Here is a 23,146-nt window from a genome sequence, read left to right as displayed (position 1 = left end):
TTATTTCTACCGTTCCGAAAAAGAATCGGCGGCTTTCCGCATGCGCCGAACTTGCCCGGGGAGCCGCTTTTTAGTACAATTTTGATATCCGCAGTTTCAGGCTGCCGCTTGGCTGCAGCGGATCGGGAGTTTGTTGAAACAGCTTGTTATCACGTGAAATAGGTGGTGCCGGATGGATATAAATGAACAAAACGCGCAGGCGGGGGAAACGAAGAAGAAGCTGCCGACCTTGAACATCGTCAACGCCAAGGAGACGAAGCACCGCGGCTTCGGGCAGGGCTCCATCGATTTGAGCCAGCTCTCCAGCGTCATTATCGACGGAACGGAGGCGTATCTCGATCTGGGCGCGCTGCACGCGAAGAGCAAGGTGGAGAAAGGCATCAAGTTTACCGTCAACGCGGAGGAAGTGCCCAACGGCCGTCCGTGCTGGATCGTATGGGTTGCGGTCGATTTTAAAGAAGAAGGCAAATATTATGCCGGCGTTACCTCCTGCGAGATGCGGATCGATACCGAAGCGCGCAAGGGCTGGAAGCTGCTCGCCGACCATGTGAACCGGATGGATTATGCGCTCAAACGCCGCATTATGCTGGATAATCTCGGGCCGGAGCAAAAGGCGGCGCTAAAGCAATTGCTGGTCGACAATGACCCGGACATGTGGCAGCGTTCCGAGGCTGCGCTGCATGAAGCGCTGGCCGATTAAATTTTTGTACATTTTTTGTACATTATGTGACGGTCTTGTACCGTTAGCCTTAACGATGTATACTAATGGCTAGTATATGCATCATATACTAGGACAGCAAAAAGGCAGACCATAGGTCTGCCTTTTTGTGTTTCCGCTATCAATGCGCTTTTCTCCCCGTGGCTTCCTTTTCATCCCCTGCTTAGCTGCTCCACCAGCGCTTCAGATCTTCCCACCAGGAGCGGTTCTGCTTTCCTTTGCCGGCTTTGCCCGCGTCGTTCTTCCCGGGCTGCTGCGTGCAGTATTCCGCCGGCTCCGTCCCTTGAATGAACGTTTCCAGCCGCGAGCCCGGGCAGTCGTCGTTCGCCAGCTTGCCGGTCGCCGGGTCGATATAGACGCTCACGACGCCGTCCGGTACCGGGAACAGCTTCGGGGGTACCGATTCCAGCGTCCGCTCCGTAAACTCCGCGAAGAGCGGAGCGGCCAGGTGCGATTCGACGTTGCCGATGCCGCGCCCTTTGTCATAGCCGACCCATACGGCGGTCGACAGCTCGGGCGTGTAACCGACGAGCCAGGCGTCCGTGTCCGTCGTGCCGGTTTTGCCCGCTACGGGACGCTTGATCACGCTGGACACGCGGCTGCCCGTGCCGCCTTGGTCGAAGACGCTTTCCATCAGCTGCGTCAGCACGTAGGTGTACGCCGGCTCGATGACCGTTTCCTGCTTCGGGTTCGCCTCGTACAGCACCCGTCCGCGGCGGTCCTCGATGCGCACGATGGCTGTCGGCTCGACCCGCACGCCCTGATTGGCGAGGATGCCGAAGGCCGAAGCCATCTCGTAAGGGCTGACGGGGTACGTGCCCAGCGCGAGCGAAGGCAGCGGCTTCATCGGGCTCGTGATGCCCATCCGGCGGGCCATTTCAATGACGCGGTCCGGCCCGGTTTCCAGCACCGTATGCACGGCGTAGATGTTGTCCGACTTGGCGATGGCCGTCCGCATATCGATCCAGTCGAAATAGGCGTTGCCGAAGTTGTTCGGCGTATAGGTTTGCCGCCCCTGATCGTAGGTGAACGTCGTCGGCTCGCTTTTGTAGCGGGTGAGCGGAGTGAAGCCCTTTTCCTTCAGCGCCGTCAAATACACGATCGGCTTGAACGACGATCCCGGCTGCCGCGTGCTGGACAGCGCGCGGTTGTACTGGTTCTGGGCGTAATTGCGTCCGCCGACCATCGCTTTGACGTAACCGTTACGCGGATCGATGGCGACGAGCGCCGCCTGCAGCTCCGGATATTTTTCCAGCTCCTTCGCCACGACCTCCTCGGCGACGGCCTGCGCTTTTAAGTCCAGCGTCGTATAAATCCGCAGGCCGCTTTCGACGAATTCCTTGTCTTCGAGGCCGAGCAGATCGGCCGCCGCGCCCCGTACATAATCGCGAAAGTAGGGGGCCGTTACCGCTTTTTTGTGCTCCTCCAGCGGCAAAATGTGCAGCTTTTCCCTCGCTGCCTGGTCTGCCTCGCTTTGCGAGATGTAGCCGGCTTCCACCATGGTCTGCAGCACCGTCTTTTGCCGATCGAGCGCATTGTCCATATCGTAATAAGGCGAATAATAACGCGGTCCTTTCGGGATGCCGGCGAGCAGCGCGCTTTCGGCCAGCGTCAGGTCCCGGGCCTCTTTCCCGAAGAAGAGCTTCGCCGCCGCCCCGATGCCGTACGTCGAATGCCCGTAATAAATTTGATTCAAATACTGCTCCAGAATCTGGTCCTTACTCATTTGCAATTCCATCTGCACGGCGTAATACGTTTCCTTGATTTTGCGGCTCCACGTCCGCTCGTGCGACAAATACAGGTTGCGCGCGAGCTGCTGCGTGATCGTGCCGGCCCCCTGCACTTTGGACATATGCTGCAGGTTGACCCAGGCCGCCCGGACGATCCCCTTCGGATCGAACCCGTAGTGCTGGTAGAACGTGCGGTCCTCCACCGCCAGCGTCGCTTCGAGCAGCTTCGGGGAAATGTCCCGCAGCGATACGCTCTGCCGGTTTTTCACCGCGCCGTACGCTTCGATCAGCTCGCCGTGCACGTCGTACATCTCCGACGCCGCCTCCGTCTTGGACACGGGAAGCGCCTGCGAGCGCATGAACAGCAGCAGCACGATCATAATCCCGGCGCCAAGCAGCAGGCACGTCAACGAAAACGACAGCCACGCTTTGAGCCGCCGGGCGAAGCGGAGCGCTCCCCCGTCTTCCGGCGCAGGCTGTTTTTTGGGCATGTCCGACACGTTCCGTCAGCTCCTTCCGCCGATCCTTTCTCTCTCTATTCCCAGTATGGAAAAACATAGCATCGCCTATTCACGCGGGACAGACGGAAACGTTAATTTTTTTTGAAAAACGGACGGAACGACCCTCTTTGTATTTGCAATTTCGGGGAGATACTCTATAATACAATTTGACATGCCAGAGACAAGCTGAATCCTTGGAAAAAAGCAGATGTCCGCCCGTCTTCCGGCCCTTGTGCGGCCGGCCCTAACGAACCGAACGAAAGGTGGAATTACATATGGAATTGTGGTACACGGAGAAACAGACCGATAACTTCGGCATTACGGCAAAAATCAGCAAAACGTACGTCACCGAAAAAACCGACTTCCAGGATCTCGCGATGATCGAGACGGAAGAATGGGGCACGATGCTCGTGCTCGACGGTATGGTCATGACGACCGTAAAGGACGAGTTCGTCTATCATGAGATGGTGGCGCATCCGGCGCTGTATACGCACCCGAATCCGAAGCACGTGCTCGTGGTCGGCGGCGGCGACGGCGGCGTGATCCGCGAAGTCATGAAGCACCCGGAAGTGGAAAAAGCGGTGCTGGTCGACATCGACGGCAAAGTCATCGAATACTCCAAAAAGTACTTGCCGACCATCGCAGGCGAACTGGACAACCCGCGCGTGGAAGTGCTCGTGAACGACGGCTACATGCATATCCACGATCATAAGAACACGTACGACGTGATCATGGTCGATTCCACCGAACCGGTCGGTCCGGCGGTGAACCTGTTCACGCAGGGCTTCTATAAAGGCATCTACGACGCGCTGAAGGAAGACGGCATTTTCGTGGCCCAAACGGACAACCCGTGGTTCAAAGCGGACCTGATCCAAAACGTCAACCGTGACGTGAAGCAAATTTTCCCGATCGTCCGCGTCTACTGCGCGAACATTCCGACGTATCCGAGCGGCCTCTGGACCTTCACCATGGGCAGCAAAAAGCACGATCCGCTCGCCGTCGACGAAACGAAAATTCCGGAGATCGACACGAAGTACTACTCGCCGCGTCTGCATAAGGCGGCTTTCGTACTGCCGAAATTCGTGGAAGATTTGACGAAGTAAGCGGAGGAGACCAACGACAGATGAAACTCGATCAAAAATATTCCGGCAATGTGTTCATTCTGAGCTCGGACGACTATGCGGCGTCCCGCGCCGTCATTTACGGCATGCCGATGGATTATACCGTCAGCTTCCGTCCCGGCTCGCGGTTCGGCCCTTCGCGCATCCGCGAGGTGTCGATCGGTCTGGAGGAATACAGCCCGTACTTGGATAAAAGCCTGGAAGACATCACCTATTTCGACGCAGGCGATCTGCTGCTGCCGTTCGGCAACCCGGGCCGCAGCCTCGACATCATCGGCGAATACGTGCGTGGCCTGCTGGCCGACGGCAAGTTCCCATTGGGTCTTGGCGGCGAGCATCTCGTATCGTGGCCGGTTATCCAGGAGGTATACAAGAAATACCCGGATCTGGCATTGATCCACATCGACGCGCATGCCGATCTGCGCGAGCAGTACGAAGGCGAGCCGCTGTCCCACTCGACGCCGGTCCGCAAAGCGGCGCTGCTCATGGGCGGCAAGAACGTGTACCAATTCGGCATCCGTTCCGGCTCCCGCGAGGAGTTCAAGTTCGGACGCGAGAACATCAACTTCTACCCGTTCGAAGTGCTGGAGCCGCTCAAGAAGGTGCTGCCGGAGCTGGCCGGACGCCCGGTTTATTTGACGATCGACATCGACGTGCTCGATCCGATGTGCGCTCCGGGCACCGGTACCGCCGAGGCGGGCGGCATCACGTCCAAGGAATTGCTTGCAGCGATTCATGCGATGGCCGCTTCCGAATTGAATTTCGTCGGCGCCGATCTCGTCGAAGTGGCCCCGGCCTACGACCCGACGGAGCAGACCCAGATTGTCGCCAGCAAGCTGATTCGCGAAATGCTGCTCGGCTTGGTGAAATAAGCATATAGCGCGGAATACCCGCCGCCATGTTCCCTCTCATAGGGACGTGGCGGCTCTTTGCGTTGGCCGCCCGCCCGGTACTACGCGAAGTTAGTACTTATCCCTCTGTGAGAGGCACTCTACAATAGAGCCATAAAGAGAGGGGGTCCTGCGTTTGAATATGGCAAAATCACTGGCAACAACCAGAAGACCTGCGTTTCCGGTTTTGGTCCTGCTGGCGTATGGGGTGTTCTGGGCATGGATGGCGATAGCGCCGGTAAACCGGTTCGACTGGCTGCTGGAAAATTTGCTGATCTTTCTGTGCGTGGGGGTGCTGATCGGAACCTACCGGTTATTTTCGCTCAGCCACGGTTCATATGTAGGGCTTGCTTTGTTTTTGGCGCTTCATACGTACGGGGCGCATGGCTCCTACGGCGCGACGCCGATCGATCCGCTGCTGCAGCTGCTGTTCGGCGGGGGGCGTCTGCCGTACGACCGGCTGGTGCATTTGGCTTACGGTGTGCTGCTCGCCGGACCGATCCGGGAGGCGCTCATGAGGCTTGCAGGCTTGAGAGGGTTTGCGGCGGATGCGCTTGCCGTCGCCGTCGTGCTGGCCACCGGCGCTTTTTACGAATTGATCGAGATGTGGGTCGCCGGGCTGGTTGCCCCGGAGATGGGCACCATGTTTCTCGGAGCGCAAGGCGATCCGTGGGACGCGCAGCACGATATGAAGCTCGAGCTGTTCGGGGCTGTGGCGGTTTTGGGGCTTGGGGCTTTGCTGCGCCGTCTCAACCTTTTCGCAAAGTGAATACCGTCAGCTCCGGACGGCATAGAAAGCGGACGGGGTGCGTCGAAACGCCGATTCCCCGGTTGACGTACAATTGCAGCTTGCCGCCGCCCAGTACGTAATGCCCGAGGACATATTTCTTTCCGAATTTCGGCGTAACGACATGCCCGTAGAACGGCAGTCGCACTTGACCGCCGTGGCTGTGTCCCGACAGTTGAAAGTCAACCGGATGCTGTACGGCGATATCGGCAAAATCGGGGCAATGCGACAGCAAAAGGACGAAGTCCTCCGGTTGAACGCGGGCCAGCGCCTTGTCGATATCGGGGTTTCCTTTCCATTGATCGTCTACGCCCGCCATGACGAAGCTGCTCCCCTGGTGTTGAATCCGGACCATCTTATTGGTCAGGAGCTCGAACGCGGCGTTTTTCAATAAAGCTCCGACTTGCCGGGCGTCTTTATAATCGTGATTGCCCAGCACCGCATATTTTCCCAATGGAGGTCTAAGCTCCGAGAGTACGCGGGTATAGGCGTCGCCGTCGGGACCGACGGCATCGTCCACCAGATCCCCGGTAAAGCAGACGATATCCGGTTGGATTCGATGGATGAGTCCGACCAGTTCCGACAAGTCCTTCGTATCAAAATTAAAGCCGAGGTGCAAGTCGCTGAATTGCACTATTTTTATTCCGTCCATCTGTTGGGGCAGCCTTGCGAAGGACAGCGTATATTCCATGACTTCCAACCATTTCGGCTCGGTGTAACGGGCATATCCGTAGGCGGCCCCGGGCAGGGCAACGAGTCCGGCAGCGGTTAACGACAATGCTTTGAGAAATGATCTTCTCGACAATTTTCGATTGCGGTTGCTTTCGTTGGAATCCATGTGAATAAGCGATCTCCTCGGGATGGATTGGCAGGCGCTCTCTCACAGCTGCCGAAGCTTACTATAACAGACGTATGAAGACTTCATTTGGTTTCCATATATGGGAAACCTGTTATTCCTACCCCATCTTAACAAGAATAAGCAGTCTTGCAAACCGCCGCCTCCCGTCGAGTCCGGGCTTGTCCGGGAGCGGAAGAAGCCCTGTCCGCGGACTTCTTTTTTTTGTACAATAGGAGAATCACAGCAGGACGGGAGAGAACGCAAGATGACGGAAAAGCAGCAATCCGGCGCCGGGAAGCGGGCCGTACGCATTATGCTGGAAAGCGATAGCGGCGGGGAGCGGATCGTGCGGCAGATGACAGGCGAATGGTTCTCGAAGGGACGGCACGCGTACCTTCGGTATGCGGAGCCTCCGGAAGCGGAGATGGGCCGTACGGTAACGACCGTCCGGGTGGAGCAGGGGGAAGTGCGGATTGTCCGGCACGGAGACGTCTCCTTCGAGCAGACGTTCGTTCCGGGCCGGCGGCATTACGGCTATCTTCAAACCTCTCAAGGGCGGCTTGAACTCGAGACGTTCACCCGAACGCTGGACGTTGCCGCGGATGGACCGGGTGCGCCGCTTGCCGTCCGTTGGAGCTATGAGCTGTCGGTGATGGGACAAACGCCCGAGAGCTGCAGCATATGCCTGACCGCCGTGCCCGTGTCGGATTGAACAGTTATTTGGATACGGCGGATACGCTTCGAAAGGCGTGGATTTCCTTGGCGCCGGTCATCGTTTTGCGGGACTTTATGATGTAGCGGGCATGCTTGCGCAGCAGATTTTTAATGCGCAGCGGCTTGAGTCCGGGCTTTCTCGCAAGCATCAGCGCGATAACCCCCGTGACGTGGGAGGTTGCCATGGACGTGCCGCTGAGCTCGTGATATTTGCCCCGCAGCCAAGTGGAGTATACCTTTTCCCCGGGCGCGTAAATATTGATCTGTTTCCCGATATTGCTGAAGGGGGCGATCCGGCCTTTGCGGGTCGTCGCACCGACGGCGATCACTTGCCGCAGCCGGGCGGGATAGTCGACCTCGGCCTGATTGCCTTCGTTCCCCGAGGAGGCTACGACGATGATGCCGCTCCGGTAGGCGCTGAGCACGGCCGCCTCCAGCGCTTTGCTGTACGTTTTCATGCCGAAGCTCATATTGATGATATCGACGCCGCTGGAGACGCACCAGTCAATGCCTCCGATAATATCGGAGACGAACGCGCCGCCGTGCTGATCGAAAGCCTTCACCGGATGAAGAATGGCCTGCGGCGCCACGCCGATAATGCCCCGGTGCCTGGTATACGCCGCGATCGTTCCCGCGATATGCGTGCCGTGGCCGTTGTCGTCAATCGGGGGCAGCTGACGGTTCAAAATATTGATACCCCGCGACAAACAATGGCGAAGGTCGGGGTGCGTATAATCCGCGCCCGTATCGATGACGCCGATGCGGACCCGTTCCCCGCGCGATTTGCTCCAGGCTTGCGGAGCGCGAATATGGCGGATCCCCCAAGGGATGACGGCCTTGACGGGTGATTTTTTTTCCTCGCCGGACGGCAGAGCGGACGAAGCATGACCCAGGGCATGCAGCTTGATGCGCGTGTCCGGCTCGATCGAACGGATAAAAGGGGCTGAAACCGCTTCGCTGCCGGTCCGAAGCGTGCAGGAGATGGCGCGGATGAGACGGAGCGGCTGAATCTGGTGCAGCCGGGGCAGCGATTTCCGCTGCCGGCCGATTTGCCGGGCGAAAGCGGCGTAATCCCGGTCGTTCAAAAAACGGATAATATGCCGCTTGTCGGTATCCTCGGAGCCTTCCATGGCTTCGTGAAGCCATGACACGAACGTCGACGGATTCATGTCGTTCCCTCCCACAGGCTCGGAAATTCCTTTTTGTATCGTATGAGGGACCGAAAGCTTCCGTATGAGCGCATAGCCTTATTCAAAATAATTAGGTGCGTGACCGTGTCAAAGCGAAAGCGGGCACATACCATAATTAGGGGAGGGTCTGGCACTCCTCCGTCTTTCATTCAGCAGGGGCAAAAGACAGCGGGCGTCGGTTCCTTGTCTTTTGCGGGTACAGTCGGAACAAGGATCACGCCTGCAGCGGACGGCGCCAAGCGCGAAGGAGCTGCCGGTGCGGTCCTTGTTTCCATTTCGGGGAAATGCCGTGCGGCCAGTTGCTTTTTTACATAAAATAAGGTTTACTTATTGGTGATAGTGGATAGTTTAGTGGTAGTTAAAGACGTTGGAAGGGATGTGCCCCGAAATGAGTGCTCAAAACTTACTGCTTAAAATCGGCGCAGAGCAAGCCAAGGAAATGCCTATGGTTGACCTCGCCTTTGAGCTTCTGAAAGCGGCCAATACGCCGTATTACTATCGGGATTTGATGGCGGAGATTGCCAAAATCAAAGGTCTGTCCGATGACGAAGTCATGCAGGTCATTGCGCAATTATATACGGAGATTAATATCGACGGCCGCTTTGCGTGCGTCGGCACCAATCTGTGGGGATTGAAACGCTGGTATCCTGTCGAGAAGTCCGAGGATTCGGTGGGCAGCGGCAAGCGTCCGCGCATCATCAACGACGAGGACGACGATCTGGACGACGAGGATCTGTACGCCGAGGAAGAAGACGTATTTATCGAAGAAGAAGAATACGATTCGTTCGATGCGCCTCGCGACGACGATTTTGACGCGGAAGAAGAAGTCGAGGAAGAAACCGAGTTTTTCGAAGACGAAGAGCTCGAAGACGAGGAACTGGACGAAGTGTTGGATGAGGAAGAGTCCGGAGACGAACTGGAAGATTTGGGCGATGACGACGACAGCGCGGACGACGAGGACGACAAGAAATAAAACAGGCTTGTCCTTGACAGCCGGGATCGTTCAGAGTAAACTATTTTCTGGGCTTTAGATGGAACGTTACGAACCTTGATGATTTTTGATAAAAAGTGCCCCGTATTTTACGGGGGGCTTTTTCTTTTTTTTGTTGGAAAAATTTTATAAGTTTTCGTAACTTATCACTTCGTATCAACCTTGATAAACGTGCTTATCCTTTTAAGATAGAGACACCGGAGCCGTTTATCCTGGATCGGGATGCAAAACTTTTGGGAGGTATTACAGATGACAAAGTACATTTTCGTGACCGGGGGCGTCGTTTCCTCCTTAGGCAAAGGCATCACGGCCGCATCGCTGGGAAGACTGCTCAAAAACCGCGGACTGAAGGTCACGATCCAGAAGTTCGATCCTTACATTAACGTGGACCCGGGAACGATGAGCCCTTACCAGCATGGGGAAGTGTTCGTCACCGACGACGGCGCGGAAACGGATCTTGACCTCGGACACTACGAACGTTTTATCGACATCAACCTGTCGAAAAACAGCAATGTCACAACGGGGAAAGTGTACTCCTCCGTCATTGCCAAAGAGCGCCGCGGCGAATATTTGGGCGGGACCGTTCAAGTCATTCCGCACATTACGAACGAAATCAAGGAGCGGGTATTCCGCGCCGGACGCGAAGCGCATTCGGACGTCGTCATTACCGAAATCGGCGGAACCGTGGGCGATATCGAGAGTTTGCCTTTCCTTGAAGCGATTCGTCAGATCAAGAGCGACATCGGCCGTGAAAACGTCATGTATATTCACGTCACGCTCATTCCTTATTTGAAAGCGGCCGGCGAAGTGAAAACGAAGCCGACCCAGCACAGCGTCAAGGAGCTGCGCAGCATCGGCATCCAGCCGCATGTCATCGTTTGCCGGACGGAGCACCCGCTGGCCGAAGACATGAAGCGCAAGCTGGCGCAATTCTGCGACGTCGATCCGGGCGCGGTGATCGAAGCGCGCGACGCCGAAACGCTTTACGAGGTTCCGATGATGCTCCGCGAGCAGGGACTTGACGACATCGTCGTCAACCACCTGAAGCTGTCCACGAACGAGCCGGACATGACGGAGTGGGAAAACCTGGTGCACCGGGTGAAGTCGCTTAAGACGACGACCGAAATTGCGATTGTCGGCAAATACGTCGCCCTGCACGACGCTTATCTCAGCATTGTCGAAGCGCTTGGACACGCCGGAATCGACTGCAATACCGAAGTCAAAATCCGTTGGGTCAACGCAGAGGAAGTATCCGGCGATAACGTGGACGAGCTGCTCTCCGGCGTTCAGGGCATTCTGGTGCCGGGCGGCTTCGGCGACCGCGGCATCGAAGGCAAGGTGACGGCGATCCGTTATGCGCGCGAGAATAGAATCCCGTTCTTCGGCATTTGCCTCGGCATGCAGGTGGCTGTTGTCGAATACGCCCGCTCGGTGGTGGGACTCGAAGGCGCGAACAGCTCGGAGATCCATCCGACGACGCCTTATCCGGTCATCGATCTGCTTCCGGAGCAGAAGGATATCGAAGACCTCGGCGGAACGATGCGCCTTGGCCTGTATCCTTGCAAGCTCAAGGAAGGATCGCTCGCGATGCGCTGCTACGACGACGAGCTCGTTTACGAGCGCCATCGCCACCGGTACGAGTTCAACAACGAATACCGCGACCGCATCGAAGCGGCCGGCTTGCAGATTTCCGGCACAAGCCCGGACGGCCGTTTGGTCGAGATTATCGAATGCCCGGACCATCCGTGGTTCCTGGCCGTGCAGTTCCACCCGGAATTCACCTCGAGACCGAACCGTCCGCAGCCGCTGTTCAAGCATTTCGTACAAGCGGCATACAATCATTCCAAATAAATCGCTGTGCGAGCCCGGTTGCCGAACCGCAGCCGCGCAGCCCTTGGAGCAGGAGCCGTATCCGGTATGAACCGGACGCGCCTCCTGCTTTTTGCATCCCGATAAGCAAATGGGTTTGTGCATGTCTGCTTAATTTGTAAAAGTTTTCAACTTTTTTTGGAGATACGGCAGGAATCGCGGGGACGGCAGCGAATACTGTAATTGCGGGCATAGCAGAACGGAATTCTCAACCTCAGGGAAACGGAATAGGAGGATACCTCGATGAAAAAGAAGCTGCTCATAGTTGACGATCAAAACGGCATCCGCATCCTGTTGATGGAGGTTTTCAGCAGCGAAGGTTACGAAACCTATCAGGCTTCCAATGGAAAACTCGCACTCGAGATTGTAAGAAACGTATCGCCCGATCTGGTTTTGCTCGATATGAAGATACCGGGCATGGACGGTCTCGATATCCTCAAGCACATTAAAAGCATCGATGCGTCGATCAAGGTCATCATGATGACGGCGTACGGCGAGCTGGACATGATCAAGGAAGCGACCGATCTGGGCGCGATCATGCACTTCACGAAGCCGTTCGACATCGACGAGCTGCGCCAAGCCGTCAACCAGCAGTTGCGAACTCCTAACAATAACTCTTACGCCGTAGGATCCTGACGAGGGTCCTCTTTTTTCTGGGCGTTTCCCGAGGTTTTACGTCTTTGGCAGGGTGTGCGATAGATTATTAACGTTTGTCGTGATCTATGGTATAATGGGCCAGTATGACAAAAGAGTACAGTACAAGCACTCTGGCACGGTCATTAACGACATAGGAGGAGAGAACCACCATGCCACTCGTTTCGATGAACGAATTTTTGCCTAAAGCAAAAGCGAACAAGTTCGCCGTAGGTCAGTTTAATATGAATAACCTGGAGTTTGCCCAAGCCATTACGGAAGCGGCGGAAGAATTAAAATCGCCGTTTATTTTCGGCGTATCCGAAGGCGCGCTGAAATATATGGGCATCGAGTTTACGGTAGCGATCGCGGAAGCGGCCGCTAAGAAATCCGGCCTTCCGATCGCCTTGCATCTCGACCACGGCAGCAGCTTCGAAGTCGCGATGAAATGTATCCGCGCAGGCTTCAGCTCCGTCATGTTCGACGGCTCCCATTATTCCTTTGAAGAAAATATTCGTCTGACGAAAGAGGTCGTGAAAACTGCGCATGCGATGGGTGTATCCGTCGAAGGCGAGCTTGGAACGATCGGCGGCGTGGAAGACGACATTAGTGTAGATGAGGCCGATGCCAGCCTGGCGAAGCCGGAAGAAGCGATCCGCTTCTACGAAGAGACAGGCGTGGACTGCTTGGCCATTGCCGTAGGTACGGCACACGGCATGTATGCCGGCGAACCGAACATCCGTTTCGATATTATCGAGAAGGTGTCCAAAGCGATTCCGGTTCCGGTCGTACTGCATGGCGGCTCCGGCGTACCGGACGAAATGATCCGCAAGTCCATAGAAGCCGGCGTAGGCAAAATCAACGTGAACACCGAGAATCAAGTGGCTTGTACGCAAACGATCCGCGAAGTTCTTAACAAAGACGCGAAAGTGTACGATCCTCGCAAATACCTCACTCCTGCCCGCAAAGCCATGGTTGAAGTGGTGAAATCCAAAATCCAGCTGTTCGGAAGCGCCAACCAAGCTTAATCGACCACAGCGGGAAATACACCGGATTTCGGTGTATTTCCCTCTCTTCTTTTGTAAACGTAGGCACGGAACCCAACTTAGACGAGTTTGCACCTGACTGGTAATGCGTTAAAGCAGTGAAGTGGGAGGAAGAACAACGAATGGAGAAATTGATGATCGCCGGTGGGCGCCCGCTGCGGGGAACAGTTCAAATCAGCGGGGCCAAGAATAGCGCGATTGCGCTTATTCCGGCCGCCATTTTATCGGAAACGGCTGTAACGCTCGATAATTTGCCCGCGCTTAGCGACGTGGCGATTTATACCGAGCTGCTTCAGGAACTCGGCGCTTCGGTAGAATGGAGCAAAGATCAGATGATGATCGATCCGAGCCGGCTGCTATCCCGGCCGATGCCTAACGGGAACGTGAAGAAGCTCAGAGCTTCCTATTATTTGATGGGGGCCCTGCTCGGGCGTTTCGGCGAAGCGACGATAGGATTGCCCGGCGGCTGCAACTTCGAACCGCGGCCGATCGATCAGCATATCAAAGGTTTTGAGGCATTGGGGGCACGGATCACGAACGAAAACGGCGCCCTTCACATCCAAGCGAAGGAATTGCGCGGAGCGAAAATCTATCTGGACGTCGTCAGCGTAGGGGCGACGATTAACATCATGCTGGCGGCCTCGCGGGCCAAAGGCGTCACGACCATTGAAAATGCGGCAAAAGAGCCTGAAATTATAGATGTAGCCACACTTTTGAACTCCATGGGCGCCAAAATCAAGGGCGCAGGAACCGAAACGATCCGGATCGAGGGCGTCGATGCGCTGCACGGCTGCCGTCATTCGATCATACCGGACCGCATTCAAGCAGGTACTTATATGATTGCCGCAGCGGCGACGCGCGGCGACGTCATTGTCGATAATGTCATCCCGAAGCATATGGAAGCCCTGACCGCCAAATTGCAGGAAATGGGTGTACATATTTACGAAATGGACGAATCGATCCGCGTGGTCGGCCAGCCGGAATACGAAAGCGTGGACGTGAAAGCGCTCGTATATCCCGGATTTGCGACCGATCTGCAGTCTCCGATGAGCAGCCTGCTTACGCAGACCCGCGGAGTCAGCATTTTGAGCGACTACGTGTACAGCAACCGGTTCAAGCATGTCCCGGAGCTGACGCGTATGGGGGCCAAGATCAAAGTCGAAGGCCGTTCCGCCATCATCGAAGGCAGCCCGCTTAGCGCGGCCAAGGTCAAAGCGACCGATCTTCGCGCAGGCGCATCTCTGGTAATCGCCGGACTGACGGTTGCCGATGGCGTTACGGAAATTACCGGCGTTGAATATATCGACAGAGGCTACGATCATCTGGTAACCAATCTATCGAACTTAGGAGCGGAAGTTTGGCGGAAGAATGACTGAGAACGGTATAGATTGCTCCGAAATTGGGTAAGGCTAGAGTATATTTTGCGCTGGCTTGAAAATTTAATAGTTTGGTGGTTGAAAATTTATGGATATGCATCTCGCTCAGCTTGAAGCGCTTAAGCTCACAGAGCTTTACAAGCTGGCTAAAAAACATCAAATCCCGTACTACGGCCAAATGAAGAAAAAGGAACTCATCTTTGCCATTCTACGTGCCCAGGCCGAACAGAGCGGCTTGATGTTCATGGAGGGCGTGCTGGACGTTCTGCAGGAGGGCTTCGGCTTTCTGCGGCCGATCAACTATTTGCCGAGCTCGGAGGACATTTACATCTCCGCTTCGCAAATTCGCCGATTCGATCTGCGTTCCGGCGACGTTGTTTCCGGAAAATGCCGGCCTCCCAAGGAGAACGAACGTTACTTCGGGCTGTTGCATGTGGAAGCCGTCAACGGCGAAGACCCGGAAACGGCCTCGGAACGGCTGCACTTCGCAGCGCTTACTCCTCTTTATCCGCAAAGGAAACTGGTTCTGGAAACCTCTCCTACGAAACTGTCCACCCGCTTGATGGATCTTCTGGCTCCTGTAGGCTTTGGCCAACGCGGCTTGATCGTAGCCCCGCCGAAAGCGGGAAAAACGCTGCTGCTCAAGGAAATCGCCAACAGCATCTCGACCAATCACCCGGATGTCAAGCTGTTCGTTCTCTTAATCGACGAACGTCCGGAGGAGGTTACCGACATGCAGCGCTCCGTCAACGGGGAAGTGATCGCTTCCACCTTCGACGAGGTGCCGGAAAATCATATCAAGGTGGCGGAGCTTGTGCTGGAACGCGCACAGCGTCTCGTGGAGCATAAGAAGGACGTTGTCATTTTGCTGGACAGCATTACGCGTCTGGCGCGGGCTTACAACCTCGTCGTACCGCCGACGGGCCGGACGCTGTCCGGGGGGATCGATCCCGGGGCCTTCCATCGGCCGAAACGTTTCTTCGGCGCCGCGCGCAATATCGAAGAAGGCGGCAGCCTGACGATTCTCGCCACAGCCTTGATCGAAACCGGCTCGCGGATGGACGACGTCATCTACGAAGAATTTAAAGGAACCGGGAACCTGGAGCTGCATCTGGACCGCAAGCTTGCGGAACGCCGCATTTTCCCGGCTATCGATATTCGCCGCTCGGGCACGCGCCGCGAAGAGATGCTCCTGACAAAAGAAGAGCTCGACAAGGTATGGGCGATCCGCAAAGGAATGAACGATTCGCACGATTATATCGATGCGTTCCTCAAAAAATTTGCCGAGACGAAAACGAACCAAGAGTTTCTGGACACCCTCGATCCGAACGGCGGCAGCCCGCAATCGGGCGGAAGCGGCGGCGCATCCCGTCGGGTCAAGCACTCCGTCTCGTAGAAGGAGGCACTTATGAATCTGGTTTATGCGGACCGTGACGGCAACCTGTTCGACCATCCGGACTACACGGGCCTTGGCCGCAGCGGCGAGATGGTAACGGAAATCATGGAAGACGAGCTGATTCCGCTGCCCGAAGGAGCCACTCTCGTCAGCCTGCCGGATACGCGGCCGGTCGGCGTTCATAAGCGTACGGGCGAGATGCAGGTGGTGCCGGGGGACGTCACCGCGGTCGGAGCCCTGCTTCCGCAGAGCTTTACCCGCCTGCTGCTGCCCGGTTACGTGAAGGCCGATAAATCCAAAGTGCTGCCTTTATTTGGCTATACCACGGTGGTTTGGAAAGACGGCGGCTTCTATGTCGCAGCCGAGGCTTGCGACGATCCGGAGCGCTGGAACCCGCGAAACTGCGATCCCGACGAATTGGAGCTTGGCGTAAAGCGGATTCTTGGGGAATACAAGGACAACCGGCTCTTTCAGCATTTGTCGAATTGTGCCCTCGGATACGAGTGCCTGACGGCCTCCAATACCTTTTTGAACCGTTGGGAAGGTGCGGTTCCGGTCTCATTTTCGTGTAATGCCGGCTGCTTCGGCTGTATCTCCGAGCAACCGGACGATAGCGGCTTTCCGGCGCCGCAGACCCGGATGAACTTTAAGCCCTCGACGGAAGAAGTCGTGCAGGTGATGCTGGAGCATTTGAAGACGCCCGAGAGCATCATCAGCTTCGGGCAAGGCTGCGAAGGCGAGCCCTCTACCCAAGCCAAGACGATCATCGAAGCGATCCGCGAAGTGCGCCGCCGGACCGACTTGGGCTACATTAACATCAACACGAACGCCGGCTTGACCGATCATATCCGCGGCATCGTGGACGCCGGCCTCGACTTGATGCGCGTCAGTACGATCAGCGCGCTGGACGACCATTACAACGCCTATTACAAGCCGCGCGGCTATACGCTGCGCAATGTCGAGAAATCGCTGCGCTACGCGGCCGACAAAGGGGTTGTCACATCGATTAACTATCTTATTTTCCCGGGTGTCACCGATCGGGAAGAAGAGATCGAAGCGATGATCGAATTTGCCCGCCGGACCGATTTGAAGCTGATCCAGCTGCGGAACCTGAACATCGATCCGGAGAGCTATTTGAGCCTCATTCCTGCGGCCCGGGGGGAACGGTACGGCATGAAGCAGATGCTGGACATATTCCGGGAGGAGCTGCCGGATGTCGTGCTCGGATCGTATACGCATATTCCGGACGAGCTGGCGGAGCGGCGCAAGAAACAGTTGCAGCGCGGCTAATGAACGTGATATAATCGCTCATGTGTGTTTAAATGACAACTCTGATTCACATGGTGTTTCAGGGCAAAAGAGGTGAAAGGGCAATGAAAGAAGCGATTCATCCGACTTATCATCAAACGACGGTTACTTGCGCATGCGGTAACACGTTTGAAACGGGATCCATTAAGCAAAATCTTCGTGTAGAGATTTGCTCCGCTTGCCACCCGTTCTTTACCGGGAAGCAAAAATTTGTGGATGCCGGCGGTCGCGTCGATAAATTCAAAAAGAAATACGGCATGTAATTTGTTGCCAGCAGCATAACGGCATAAGCGCGCCTCCTGTGGCTATCCTAAGATCATCCGATCTTAGAGCCGCAGGAGGTGTTTTCATTTGTTAAGATCGCTTGCCGTTCTGCTGAGCGCAGCTTTGGCGTTGTCCGGGCTTGCGGCTTGTCAGCAGCAGAAGTTCACCAAAAATTCCGCGACGCATACCCGGGACGGCGTACTCGGGATTACCGGGACGAACCCGAATATGCCGCTCAGTGCCAGCTTCCGCACGTATCCCGACGATCTGCGCGTCATGCAGAATGCGATTAGCCAGCGGTTTCCGAATGTCGGCATCACAAGCATCAGCTTGAACGGACCGACCGCCTACGTTCGTTTGAATGCTCCCGCCCAAACTTCACCGGAAGAAATGGAACGAATCCGGCAGGGAGCCGCCGAAGGTTTGGCCGCGGCCGCGCCCAGATACAATGCTATCGTTACCGTTACTGCTAAATAACCCCTTGAGGTTGCTATTTGGACACGAATCGACTATACTTATGTATGCCGTGCTAGACGGGGAGGTAGCGGTGCCCTGTAACCCGCAATCCGCTGCAGCGGGGTCGAACGCCTATTCGCGGTATTGCGATGTAAGGTTTGGGTTTTAAAGTTGGTGTTGAGAGTCGGGTCCTCCGCAATGGATGCCTGTGAATCTGGTCAGGTCCGGAAGGAAGCAGCCATAAGCAGGAAGTTTCATGTGCCGGAGGGTGGCCTAACTTGAGCTGACGATAAAAATTCCACTTGGATCGTAATATCAAGGTAGGTGCGCGGTTTCCTTATAATAAAAATAAGAACACCAAGATCAAGAGCTTTTAAAGCTTGTCGAACTTGGTGTTTTTTTGTATTTGATAAGAAGGAAAATGAAAAAAATAGGAGAATTGTATACTAAAGTTAACCAGGCTAAGTAAACCATAATCATACACCCATTGCGCACGGCTATCCGCTGATGAATGGGGGGAGGAAGACGATGCGGCACGAACTGACCTTGCTTCAACGCTTTGCCGGCATATTCCTTAGGGACGTCAATCTGGGAGTGATGCTGATCAATACCGAATTTGAGCTGATCGATATCAGCGACATGGCTTGCCGGGTGCTGGGGTTAGAAAGAGAAAAGGTTCTCCACCAATCGTTGGATGCCATTTTTGCCGATCTGCCTGCCGAGCACTGGTTGGTACAGCGGAGCATATTGGACGGGATGGTCGTACGCAACCATGCCTTGTCTTGGACCAATAACCAGGAGCGATACGAGCTGCTGGTCGATTCCAGTGTGCTTCGGGACGAAGATGAGCGGATCGTCGGAGCTTATCTTATTTTCAAGGACGTCACCAACCTGCGGTCCCTGGAGGAGCAGGTGCAGCGCAGCGACCGACTGGCGATGATCGGCCAAATTGCCGCAGGCACGGCCCACGAAATCCGCAACCCGCTCACGTCGATCAAGGGCTTTTTGCAGGTTCTGCGCAAAACCTTTCAGGAGCAGGGCATGGAACGCGAAGACGGGTATACCGTGGTCATGCTGAAAGAAATCAATCGGATCAACGAGCTGGTCAATGAATTTTTGCTGCTCGGTAAGCCGAAGAACGTTACCTACGATGAAGTGGACATCTCCGAAGTACTGCGCGACATTCTGCCTATTATCAATAACGAAGCGATCCTTCACCGGGTCGTCGTTCAATATGAATCGCTCTACGGACTGCCGCATGTGGTAGCGGACCGTGAGATGCTGAAGCAGGTGTTTCTGAATATCAGCAAAAACGGAATCGAAGCCATGGGAGAAGGGGGTATTTTGACGGTAAGCGAGAAAGTCGATTTGGAGGAACGCTTGGTCAATATCGAGATCCATGATACCGGTCCGGGCATCCCCGCCTATGTGATCGATAAAATTTTCGATCCATTTTTTACGACGAAGGCCGAAGGAACGGGTCTGGGCCTGTCGGTTTGCCAGCGGATCATTCACGATATCGGAGGGCACATCCGGGTCTCGTCCAAAGGGTACGGCACGACCTTTACCGTCAGCATTCCGTTTCCTTAAAGCGGCGCGGCTTCAATCCTCCCTCCAAGTGTAGTATAATAGACGACAAACAATCATTGGAGAGGGCAAGATGGCACATATCGCCTTATATCGAACGTGGCGGCCGCAGTCGTTCCACGATATGGTCGGCCAAAAGCATATTGTCCAAACCTTACAAAACTCGCTTCGCGAAGGGCGATTCAGCCACGCCTATTTATTCAGCGGTCCCCGCGGGACCGGGAAAACGACCACGGCCAAAATTTTGGCCAAAGCCGTCAACTGCTTGAACGGGCCGGGCGTCGAACCCTGCAATGAATGCGATGCATGCGTGCGCATTACCGAAGGCACGGTGATGGATGTCGTCGAGATTGATGCCGCCTCCAACCGCGGCGTGGACGAAATCCGCGATATCCGGGATAAAGTGAAGTATGCGCCGACCGAAGTGCGCCAGAAGGTGTATATCATCGACGAGGTGCATATGCTGACGACGGAGGCGTTCAACGCGCTGCTTAAGACGTTGGAGGAGCCCCCGGCCCATGTCATGTTTATTTTGGCTACGACGGAGCCTCATAAGCTGCCTGCCACCATTATTTCGCGCTGTCAGCGGTTCGATTTTCGCCGTGTGTCGCTTGAGGAGCAGGTGGAGCGGCTCCGTCAAGTGTGCGCCGACGAACGGATCGAGTGCGATGATGACGCGCTGGCGTTCATCGCGCGGCTATCCGATGGCGGCATGCGCGATGCGCTCAGCCTGCTCGATCAGATCATCGCTTTTTCAGGCGCCCGGGTGACGTATGACGATGTCCTGTCGATTACGGGCGGGATGGCTTCGGATCAATTCGAGCGGCTGGTGGGGGCTATCCAGGATCGGGACGTAGGCGCCGCTTTGCGGTTAATCGATACGTTCATGCAGGAAGGCAAAAGCGCCGACAAGTGCATGGAGAGCCTGATCTATTATTTCCGCGACCTGCTGATGGTCAAAATGGTTCCCGGCTCGCAGGCGCTCACCGAGCGCATTCTCGACGTAAAACGGTTTGCCGAGGTGGCGCAGCGGTTTTCGTCCGAGGCGTTGATTGCCATGATCGATACGTTGAACTATTATCAGACGGAGATGAAATATTCCGTTCAGCCGCAGACGCTGCTGGAAGTCGCGCTCATGAAGCTCTGCAGTCAGGCGGGCGCGTCGTCCGCTCCGGCAGGCGGAACGAGCGCAGGCGGTTCACCGGTTTCGGAACGTCAGGACGGGGTAGTCGGACAGCTGATGAACCGCATTCAACGGTTGGAGGAGCAGCTGTCACAGCTGCTGAAGCAGGGCGTCGCCCCCGCAGCTGCGGGCCCTGTATCCGGTTCGAGCGCGCGTCCGGCGCCTGCTCCCGCCGTCACCAAGAAGATCGAGAAGCTGGACGCTTACCTGCAGGGCAGGGAAGATCCGGCCTTCCGCAACGTCGTCCAGCAGTGGAGCCAGGTGCTTGGGCGGGTAAAAGAGCTGAAGATCACCGTTCATGCGTGGCTTGTGGACGGGGAGCCCGTTTCGGTCCACGACGGCAACGTGCTCGTAGCCTTCAAGAGCGCCATGCACCGGGAGACGACCGAGAAGCCGGCCAACAAGCAGCTGATCGAACAGGCGTTGGCCGAAGTTTACGGTCAGCCCTACCGTCTCGTTACCATGATGCTGAAGGATTGGAAGGCTGCCGCCGACCAAGCGAAGCCCGGCGACGGACCGAAGGAGGAGCTGCAGCTCGTACCGGAGGACGAAGGGGCATCCGGCGGCGTGAAGGAAGAATGGATCAACGAGGCCATTCAATTGTTTGGGGAAGATTTGGTTAAAATTAAAGAAGATTAAGCTGACGAGGAGCGTGTCATTCATGAACAACATGAACCAGATGATGAAGCAAGTGAAAAAAATGCAGGAGCAAATGCTCAAAGCTCAGGAGGATCTTGCGAACCGGACCGTAGAAGGTACGTCCGGAGGCGGCGTCGTCAGCGTAACGGTGAACGGCCAAAAGAAAGTGACGGCCGTTGTGATCAAGCCGGAAGCGGTCGATCCGGACGACGTGGAAATGCTGCAGGATCTGGTGCTTAGCGCCATCAACGACGCGATGACCAAAGCCGAAGAAATGGCCGGCAAAGAGATGTCCAAATTAACCGGCGGTATGAATATCCCGGGATTGTTCTAATCGAAGCCGGATCAAGCCCCAGAACCTTCTCTGGGGTTTTCAACTTTAATGCGTGAGGAGCCAATCGCTTGTTTTATCCGGAACCGCTAGCCAAACTGATCGATTCCTTCTCCCGCCTGCCGGGGATCGGACCCAAAACGGCGGGGCGTCTTGCTTTTCATGTGCTGCGCATGAAGGAAGACGATGTCATCGACTTTGCCAAAGCTCTGGTGAATGTCAAACGCAATCTGCACTATTGCTCGGTATGCTGCAATATCACCGATACCGATCCCTGCCGCATCTGTCAGGATAAAAGCCGGGACGCTTCCGTGATTTGCGTCGTCCAGGAGCCCAAAGACCTGGTTGCCATGGAGCGGACCAAGGAATTTAACGGGTACTATCATGTTCTCCACGGGGCGATTTCCCCGATGGAAGGCATCGGGCCGGACGAAATCCGGATTGCCGATCTTCTGAAGCGGCTGAGCGACGAGCGGGTGCAGGAGCTGATTCTGGCAACGAACCCGAATATCGAAGGCGAAGCGACAGCGATGTATTTATCCAGGCTTGTTCGCCCGTTCGGCCTCAAGGTGACCCGGATTGCTCACGGATTGCCTGTCGGAGGAGATCTCGAGTATGCGGACGAGGTAACCTTAACCAAGGCGCTGGAAGGCAGAAGAGAGCTATGATCATAAAATAGATTTCATACCATCAAGAAGCCGGCTTGCAGTCGTCCATTTTGCGGTTACGCAAATGGGGCTGTAAGCTCTCGAAGCATAGTTTGCGCGGTTCGCCGCGAGGATGCTTTGAGAAGGCTTCTTTTTGGTTCTAACCTGGCTAAGCTCCCTATACATATTTAAGTAGCAGGACAAACCCTGGTGACTTGAATCGGGAGGTTGACGGGAATGAAGCTTTGGAATTGGGAAATCGGAAATAAGAAAGACCGCCGGCAGCGCGAAGCCGTCGAGCTGGACCGTCTGCTGCTGGTGGAAGAAATCCGTAAAGCCCATATGGAATGGGAAGTGGCGCAGAGACGCTTTGATTACGTCGTCGAAAAAGAACAGATCGATTATGCCATCTTTGCCCTCGAAGCGGCGGAGAAGCGGTTCGAAATGCTGCTGAAGCAGGCCAAAAACCTGAATATCTCGGCCAGAGAAGCCTGCGCCGCCCGTTCGATGGAGGTGTCTTCGTGAAATCGTACTTGTTGTGGAGCGTGCTTGTCGGGTCCGGTTTATTGTTAGGATTGGTCATGCTGCGCAATCGGTATGCGTTCCAATGGTTAGGTATGATTTGCCTGCATATTGCATTTGCTTCGATTTTGTTGTATATTCTAAATCTGTTCAGTTCGTACACGCATTTGGAGCTGCCTTTGAACGTTGTGACGGTTGGGACCGTAAGCGTTTTGGGCTTGCCCGGACTTGCCGCTTTGGCGGCTCTGAAATTGTGGGTCGTTGGGGTGTAACCCCCGGCTCCAAAAATTAGTCTAAAAAAATGCTTGCACTCTACTGGGCGAATGTGATATATTATAAAAGTCGCCGCTAAACGAGGTGACAACAACCGACAAAGTTGAATGGCCTAACGGCGCGGCTTTTGTCGATTG

General features: G+C 55.5%; 23 protein-coding genes and 1 other RNA gene. 21 read left to right on the top strand and 3 right to left on the bottom strand.

Annotation, left to right across the window (positions count from 1 at the left end; translation table 11 throughout):
- Positions 1 to 172 precede the first annotated feature (172 nt).
- The gene (locus PEH01S_RS25605) at positions 173 to 700 is read left to right on the top strand and encodes a YwhD family protein (protein WP_127488832.1); all 528 of its coding nucleotides are present in this window, start codon (positions 173 to 175) and stop codon (positions 698 to 700) included.
- 181 nt (positions 701 to 881) lie between these two features.
- Here PEH01S_RS25605 and PEH01S_RS25600 read toward each other — a convergent pair whose 3' ends face one another.
- Positions 882 to 2,939, bottom strand: a complete 2,058-nt coding sequence (locus PEH01S_RS25600) for a transglycosylase domain-containing protein (RefSeq protein ID WP_036714985.1) — start codon at positions 2,937 to 2,939, stop codon at positions 882 to 884.
- 284 nt (positions 2,940 to 3,223) lie between these two features.
- Between PEH01S_RS25600 and speE the strand changes: the two genes are divergently transcribed.
- From speE to PEH01S_RS25585, 3 genes are all read left to right on the top strand, one after another.
- Positions 3,224 to 4,051, top strand: a complete 828-nt coding sequence (speE, locus tag PEH01S_RS25595; protein ID WP_025851946.1) for a polyamine aminopropyltransferase — start codon at positions 3,224 to 3,226, stop codon at positions 4,049 to 4,051.
- Positions 4,052 to 4,071: 20 nt separating this feature from the next.
- The gene (gene speB / locus PEH01S_RS25590) at positions 4,072 to 4,941 is read left to right on the top strand and encodes an agmatinase (protein WP_025851945.1); all 870 of its coding nucleotides are present in this window, start codon (positions 4,072 to 4,074) and stop codon (positions 4,939 to 4,941) included.
- A gap of 160 nt (positions 4,942 to 5,101) precedes the next feature.
- Positions 5,102 to 5,728: a DUF2238 domain-containing protein gene (locus PEH01S_RS25585; RefSeq protein ID WP_127488830.1), complete on the top strand. Its 627-nt coding sequence runs from the start codon at positions 5,102 to 5,104 to the stop codon at positions 5,726 to 5,728.
- On the opposite strand, the gene PEH01S_RS25580 is transcribed toward PEH01S_RS25585, so the two are convergent.
- Positions 5,709 to 6,584 (bottom strand): metallophosphoesterase, encoded by an 876-nt coding sequence (locus PEH01S_RS25580; RefSeq protein WP_127488828.1) that lies wholly within the window; start codon positions 6,582 to 6,584, stop codon positions 5,709 to 5,711. The two genes, PEH01S_RS25585 and PEH01S_RS25580, sit on opposite strands and share 20 nt — an antisense overlap.
- A gap of 265 nt (positions 6,585 to 6,849) precedes the next feature.
- On the opposite strand from PEH01S_RS25580, the gene PEH01S_RS25575 reads away from it, so the two are divergent.
- Entirely contained in the window at positions 6,850 to 7,296 is a 447-nt protein-coding gene (locus PEH01S_RS25575) for a DUF1934 domain-containing protein (protein WP_127488825.1), read from the top strand.
- A 4-nt stretch (positions 7,297 to 7,300) separates the two neighbouring features.
- Here PEH01S_RS25575 and PEH01S_RS25570 read toward each other — a convergent pair whose 3' ends face one another.
- On the bottom strand, positions 7,301 to 8,467 hold the full coding sequence (locus tag PEH01S_RS25570; protein WP_025851941.1) for a S8 family peptidase: 1,167 nt from the start codon (positions 8,465 to 8,467) through the stop codon (positions 7,301 to 7,303).
- 409 nt (positions 8,468 to 8,876) lie between these two features.
- Between PEH01S_RS25570 and rpoE the strand changes: the two genes are divergently transcribed.
- The 16 genes from rpoE to PEH01S_RS25490 all read left to right on the top strand — a co-directional run bounded on the left by rpoE (position 8,877) and on the right by PEH01S_RS25490 (position 23,008).
- Positions 8,877 to 9,461 (top strand): DNA-directed RNA polymerase subunit delta, encoded by a 585-nt coding sequence (rpoE, locus tag PEH01S_RS25565; RefSeq protein WP_025851939.1) that lies wholly within the window; start codon positions 8,877 to 8,879, stop codon positions 9,459 to 9,461.
- A 267-nt stretch (positions 9,462 to 9,728) separates the two neighbouring features.
- Positions 9,729 to 11,330, top strand: coding sequence for a CTP synthase (locus tag PEH01S_RS25560; RefSeq protein WP_025851938.1), 1,602 nt, complete (start codon positions 9,729 to 9,731; stop codon positions 11,328 to 11,330).
- A gap of 261 nt (positions 11,331 to 11,591) precedes the next feature.
- Positions 11,592 to 11,984: a response regulator gene (locus PEH01S_RS25555; protein WP_010500317.1), complete on the top strand. Its 393-nt coding sequence runs from the start codon at positions 11,592 to 11,594 to the stop codon at positions 11,982 to 11,984.
- Positions 11,985 to 12,154: 170 nt separating this feature from the next.
- Positions 12,155 to 13,009, top strand: a complete 855-nt coding sequence (gene fba / locus PEH01S_RS25550) for a class II fructose-1,6-bisphosphate aldolase (RefSeq protein ID WP_025851937.1) — start codon at positions 12,155 to 12,157, stop codon at positions 13,007 to 13,009.
- A 140-nt stretch (positions 13,010 to 13,149) separates the two neighbouring features.
- Entirely contained in the window at positions 13,150 to 14,403 is a 1,254-nt protein-coding gene (locus PEH01S_RS25545) for a UDP-N-acetylglucosamine 1-carboxyvinyltransferase (RefSeq protein ID WP_025851936.1), read from the top strand.
- An 88-nt stretch (positions 14,404 to 14,491) separates the two neighbouring features.
- The gene (rho, locus tag PEH01S_RS25540) at positions 14,492 to 15,799 is read left to right on the top strand and encodes a transcription termination factor Rho (protein ID WP_025851935.1); all 1,308 of its coding nucleotides are present in this window, start codon (positions 14,492 to 14,494) and stop codon (positions 15,797 to 15,799) included.
- A 12-nt stretch (positions 15,800 to 15,811) separates the two neighbouring features.
- Complete coding sequence (locus PEH01S_RS25535) at positions 15,812 to 17,089, top strand: radical SAM protein (protein WP_127488823.1); 1,278 nt, start codon at positions 15,812 to 15,814, stop codon at positions 17,087 to 17,089.
- Positions 17,090 to 17,172: 83 nt separating this feature from the next.
- A complete protein-coding gene (gene rpmE, locus PEH01S_RS25530) occupies positions 17,173 to 17,370 on the top strand; it encodes a 50S ribosomal protein L31 (RefSeq protein WP_025851932.1) in 198 nt (65 codons plus the stop codon).
- Positions 17,371 to 17,458: 88 nt separating this feature from the next.
- Positions 17,459 to 17,848, top strand: coding sequence for a hypothetical protein (locus PEH01S_RS25525; RefSeq protein ID WP_025851931.1), 390 nt, complete (start codon positions 17,459 to 17,461; stop codon positions 17,846 to 17,848).
- A gap of 47 nt (positions 17,849 to 17,895) precedes the next feature.
- Positions 17,896 to 18,159: signal recognition particle sRNA large type (ffs, locus tag PEH01S_RS25520), an RNA gene on the top strand.
- Positions 18,160 to 18,355: 196 nt separating this feature from the next.
- A complete protein-coding gene (locus PEH01S_RS25515) occupies positions 18,356 to 19,417 on the top strand; it encodes an ATP-binding protein (RefSeq protein WP_127488821.1) in 1,062 nt (353 codons plus the stop codon).
- Positions 19,418 to 19,487: 70 nt separating this feature from the next.
- Positions 19,488 to 21,236 (top strand): DNA polymerase III subunit gamma/tau, encoded by a 1,749-nt coding sequence (gene dnaX, locus PEH01S_RS25510; RefSeq protein ID WP_127488819.1) that lies wholly within the window; start codon positions 19,488 to 19,490, stop codon positions 21,234 to 21,236.
- Positions 21,237 to 21,258: 22 nt separating this feature from the next.
- Positions 21,259 to 21,570: a YbaB/EbfC family nucleoid-associated protein gene (locus tag PEH01S_RS25505; RefSeq protein ID WP_025851926.1), complete on the top strand. Its 312-nt coding sequence runs from the start codon at positions 21,259 to 21,261 to the stop codon at positions 21,568 to 21,570.
- A 68-nt stretch (positions 21,571 to 21,638) separates the two neighbouring features.
- Positions 21,639 to 22,235 carry a recombination mediator RecR gene (recR, locus tag PEH01S_RS25500; RefSeq protein ID WP_025851924.1) on the top strand — a complete coding sequence of 199 codons (597 nt, stop codon included), beginning with the start codon at positions 21,639 to 21,641 and terminating at the stop codon, positions 22,233 to 22,235.
- 216 nt (positions 22,236 to 22,451) lie between these two features.
- Complete coding sequence (locus tag PEH01S_RS25495; RefSeq protein WP_051570560.1) at positions 22,452 to 22,739, top strand: DUF2508 family protein; 288 nt, start codon at positions 22,452 to 22,454, stop codon at positions 22,737 to 22,739.
- Positions 22,736 to 23,008, top strand: coding sequence for a pro-sigmaK processing inhibitor BofA family protein (locus tag PEH01S_RS25490; protein ID WP_127488817.1), 273 nt, complete (start codon positions 22,736 to 22,738; stop codon positions 23,006 to 23,008). Before PEH01S_RS25495 ends, PEH01S_RS25490 begins: the two co-directional genes overlap by 4 nt.
- Positions 23,009 to 23,146 lie beyond the last annotated feature (138 nt).

It is taken from the genome of Paenibacillus ehimensis NBRC 15659, assembly GCF_004000785.1.
Taxonomy (GTDB): Bacteria; Bacillota; Bacilli; order Paenibacillales; family NBRC-103111; genus Paenibacillus_G; species Paenibacillus_G ehimensis.
Note: the sequence above shows the minus strand (reverse complement) of the source record. Positions and strands in the feature narration are given on the sequence as shown.